The sequence below is a fragment of the Aeromonas veronii bv. veronii genome (genome assembly GCF_000820225.1).
GTDB lineage: Bacteria > Pseudomonadota > Gammaproteobacteria > Enterobacterales > Aeromonadaceae > Aeromonas > Aeromonas veronii.
Genome location: NZ_CDDK01000031.1, coordinates 4564 through 8746 on the forward strand (window position 1 = coordinate 4564; position 4183 = coordinate 8746).

Annotated in this window: 6 protein-coding genes; 4 read left to right on the top strand and 2 right to left on the bottom strand. The window is 60.7% G+C overall.

What is annotated here, in order from left to right; all coding sequences use genetic code 11:
- Nucleotides 1-254 (top strand): TusE/DsrC/DsvC family sulfur relay protein (locus tag BN1139_RS12690; RefSeq protein WP_041980558.1); only part of this gene is annotated, 254 nt, incomplete at its 5' end.
- A gap of 113 nt (nt 255-367) precedes the next feature.
- Here the strand turns inward: BN1139_RS12690 and BN1139_RS12695 are convergent.
- Nucleotides 368-1282 (bottom strand): Gfo/Idh/MocA family protein, encoded by a 915-nt coding sequence (locus tag BN1139_RS12695; protein ID WP_041980560.1) that lies wholly within the window; start codon nt 1280-1282, stop codon nt 368-370.
- A gap of 128 nt (nt 1283-1410) precedes the next feature.
- Nucleotides 1411-2292, bottom strand: a complete 882-nt coding sequence (locus tag BN1139_RS12700) for a LysR family transcriptional regulator (RefSeq protein ID WP_041980562.1) — start codon at nt 2290-2292, stop codon at nt 1411-1413.
- A gap of 105 nt (nt 2293-2397) precedes the next feature.
- On the opposite strand from BN1139_RS12700, the gene BN1139_RS12705 reads away from it, so the two are divergent.
- From BN1139_RS12705 to BN1139_RS12715, 3 genes are all read left to right on the top strand, one after another.
- Nucleotides 2398-3006, top strand: a complete 609-nt coding sequence (locus BN1139_RS12705) for a short chain dehydrogenase (protein WP_033113045.1) — start codon at nt 2398-2400, stop codon at nt 3004-3006.
- A 183-nt stretch (nt 3007-3189) separates the two neighbouring features.
- On the top strand, nt 3190-3714 hold the full coding sequence (locus BN1139_RS12710; protein ID WP_041980565.1) for a DinB family protein: 525 nt from the start codon (nt 3190-3192) through the stop codon (nt 3712-3714).
- A gap of 15 nt (nt 3715-3729) precedes the next feature.
- A complete protein-coding gene (locus BN1139_RS12715) occupies nt 3730-4170 on the top strand; it encodes a hypothetical protein (RefSeq protein ID WP_041980567.1) in 441 nt (146 codons plus the stop codon).
- Nucleotides 4171-4183: the final 13 nt, after the last annotated feature.

A 4183-nucleotide genomic window follows, 5' to 3' on the forward strand; every position in this document is an offset into this window, starting at 1 on the left:
AGCTGGCGCTGGTGCTGGCCGCGCAGGAGGGGATCACGCTTGAGGAGCCGCACTGGGAAGTGGTGCGCTTTGTGCGCGCCTTCTATCTGGAGTTCAACACCTCCCCCGCCATCCGCGCGCTGGTCAAGGCGATGGAGAAGCAGTATGGCCCCGAGAAGGGCAACAGCCGCTACCTCTACAAGCTGTTCCCGGAAGGGCCCGCCAAGCAGGCGACCAAGATTGGCGGCCTGCCCAAACCGGTGAAGTGCATCTGATCCCATGCATCTCATCCCATAACAACGGGGGGCCGCAACTGCGGCCCCCCGTTGTTTTTGGTGCGCTATCTTCGCGCACCTCGTATTCATATCTCTGAGACTTCCAGCCAGCCTTATCCGCGCTTGTCAGCCAGCGCCACCAGCTGCTCCGCCAGCCGGTGGCAGTGCAGGTAGGAGGCGATCAGCTCGCTATCCGCCTTGCCGATTTCAATCTGCTGATACCAGTGCGCCAGCATGGCGGCAAAGCCGCGCTGGGCCAGCACCGGCTGCCAGTCGTTGGGGCTAAGCATCTGCGCCTGCTTGTCGCGGGCGATGCTGCCGCGGGTGCAGTTCTCAAGGTGCAGGGAGAGGTTGTCGCCATAGGCATCGATGCGCTCCTCGGTGATCCCGGCGCTGCGGTTCATGCTGCCGCTGATGGCGCGATCGCCGCTCTGCCAGCTGACGCTTACCCCGGCCAACAGGCTGTGATCCTTCGTCTCCGGTCGCAATACCGCATGAAAGTCGCCGCCCGGCACGCCACCATAGAAGCAGAGGCTGTCGAGCACATGGATAAAGTCGTCAAACATAAAATCCCGTGCCTTGCCGGGCAGGGCGAAGCGGTGTTTTTGCCAGTTAAGCTCGGTGAGCGGCTGGGCACGGGCAGCATCCATGGCGGGCAGATAGCGGCGGTTGAAACCGGTAAAGAGGGCGCAGTCTTGCGCAATGGCGAGATTTGCCAATCCCTCGGCCTCGGCCAGATTGTCGCACAGGGGCTTGTCGACAAAGGTGGGGAGCCCTGCGCGCAGGCACTGCTCGGCCAGCTCGCGGTGAACGGCAGTAGCGGCGTGGATCATCACGGCATCGGGGCGACTGGCCAGCATGGCTGCCACATCGGTAAAGCACTCGGCGACCCGATACTGGCGGGCCAGCTTTTCCAGCACCGATGGATTGCGGGTGCAGAGCAGCGGGGTGACCCGCTCGTCGCTCGCCAGCAGCGGCAGATAGGCTTTCTGGGCGATATCCCCCAGACCAATCATGGCAATGCGCATCTCAACTCCTTTTCACTCGATAACGGGACAAGCGGATAACTGCCCGCACCATCGCAGGATTTGTCCCGCAGATCCAGCCTGCCGTTAGCGCGCTGGCTGGTGGCGGCCGCTCTCTGCAAACGGTAGCGTTATCCGGGCATGGCAAGATCGCAGACCGACTTGATCACCTCGGCCAGCCACTCGATGGCGAGATTGCCCTGGCTTTTGCGGTGTCTGCCGACCACCACCTCGAACGGCTGCGGCGCCCCGGCCAACTCCAGCACGCGAAAATCGCCGAGGGCAGCGATGGCCGACGGAATGCAGGCCGCCACGTCATTGACCGACATAAAGGCTTGCAGCGAGGTGTAACAGGGGAGCGTCGCCACCGCCGCGCTGGCAATCTGCTGCGGGCTCATCTGCCCTTCGAAATTGCCGACGCTGTTGGCGAACTGCACAAAGGGGATGGCCGCCAGATCCTGCGGGGTGTTGTCCGGAAGATATCGGGAGTCGCGGCGCAGCACGCAGCAGTAGTGATCCCGGCGCAGGGTGGCACGCAGCAACCCCGGGTCGAGATAGGCATCAAAGCCAATCACCAAATCGACCTCGCCGCTGGCCAGCGCCTCTAGATGCTGCTCGGCCTGAAAGTCCACCACATCGAGCCGAATGGAGGGCGCCTGAGTGCGCAGGGCGCTCGCCAGCCTTGGAATAATGGCGAGCTGGGCATATTCGTTGGCCATCACCCTGACGGTGCGCTCGCTGCTGGCGGGATCGAAGGGGGCGGCCACAAAGATCCCGTCGATATCGGCCAGGATCTGCTCGAACCTGGCGGCCAGCTCGCAGGCGTAGTCGGTCGGCTGCAACCCGGCGCTCTGGCGGATAAAAAGCTCGGCGGGAAAGAGGTCGCGCAGCTTTTTCAAATGGCTGCTCACCCCCTGTTGGGAGATCTCCAGCAGCTCGGCCACCCGCGACACACTCTTGTATCTCACCAGCAGCACCAGCACCCGCATCTGCCTGATATCGATCTTCTCCACCCTTACCTCACCAATTTAAGTTGTATCACATACAAACCACCAATGATTTACATTGTATCAGTGGCTCTCTAACCTTGCAGCTCTTCCAGCAAAGCGAGGTTAACGATGAAAACAGTCATTCTGATTGGTGCTCAGGGGAAAATGGGGCAAGCCGCCCTCAGTGGTCTGGGCAAGCACAAGGTCATTACCGCCAGCCGCTCCGGCGAGGGGTGTGATTTTCAGGTGGATATCACCAGCAGAGAGTCCATCGAGCGGCTTTACCAAAACGTGGGCTCCTTCGATGCGGTGGTCAATACCGCCGGCTATTGCGAATACGCCCCCTTTGGCGAGATGAGCGACGAGCAGTGGCAAACCACCATCCAGAGCAAGCTGATGGGCCAGATCAATCTGGTCAATATCGGTCTCAACTACATCAATCAGGGGGGCTCCTTCACCCTGATCTCCGGCATCCTCAATATCAAGCCGATCCCGCTGGCCATTGCCGATGCCACCACCAGCGGTGCCATAGATACCTTTGTCCAGTGCGTGGCCCACGAGCTGCCCCGCGGCATTCGCATCAATGTGGTAAACCCGACCGTACTGGAAGAGGCGTGGGACGTATATGGCGAGATGATGCCAGGCTTCCAGCCGGTGCCGGGCGCTTTGGTCGGCAAGGCGTTTGAGCGCTCCGTCGATGGCTTTATTAGCGGCCAAGTGCTCTATGTCGATGCCTGATCCGGTTCAGGTTTGACCCAATGCCTTTGTAATTCCTTGTCGATATTTTTCCTCTTCCCCGACAGCGCCAGCTCTCGGGGCTTTTTGTATGACGGGGGCCAAAGCTGCAACAGAATGGGTTTCGTATTGAGCCCATTTTGGCTAACATGCCGCACTTCACGAAGCGACAAGGGCAAGGACGCGATGAGCAACAAGACACTGCAATCCCTCTTTCACTACAAACGCTGGGCCGATGGCGAACTGCTGGATGCGATCGCCACACTCGATGCGCAGCAATATGGTGAGGCACACCACACCTGCCTCAGGATCTTCAACCATATCCATGTGGTCGATGCCATCTTCAAGGCCAATCTGCTGGGGGAAAACCACGGCTTTACCGCCACCAATACCCCAGAGACGCCGACCCTCACCGCCCTGCGCAACGCAGTCACCGAGCTGGATAACTGGCTGGTGGATTACGTCGCGTCGCTGAGTCCGCAAGAGGGTGCAACCCCGCTCTCGTTTCGCTTTGTCGATGGTGACAAGGGGCAGATGAGCCGCGACGAAATGCTGCTCCATCTGGTGACTCATGGCGGCTATCACAGGGGCGCCATCGGGCGGGTTCTGGTGCAGTGCGGCATCACGCCGCCGCGCGATACCCTGACCACTTTTTTGCATCGCAGCGAGCCGGAGCGACGTGGCCAAGATAGCGCGTCACTGGCGCAATAACGGAGTCTTGCCCTTATGAATCGTCTTGTATGTATTTCTCATCCGCTGCTGCTCGCGCTGCCATTGCTGCTAGGTGGCTGCGCCGCCGCCATCGATCACTACGCGGGGCGCTTTCGCAACACCCTTGTATCGGGGGAAACCCGCGCGACCATTCGCGCCGAGCTGGGCGAGCCCCAGCGTTGCCAGCAGGCCGCCTTTCTGACCGAGGATAAGGTGCAGGGCTGCGATCGTTTTACCGTGCTCGGCAAGATCCACAAGCGCGCTGACGGCAATGGCCAGGCCACGGCAAGCGCCGTGACCATGGGGCTGGGGGAGCTGATCCTAATACCGATGACGGTGGCCGGCGTGGCGGCAGATTACACCGAGCACCACACCATTACCGTCTATTACGATCGGGATGATCACTATCTCTTCCACACCCTGCTCAATGCCAAAGGGCTGGAAGTGTGGCAGTAAGCGCACCGGCCAG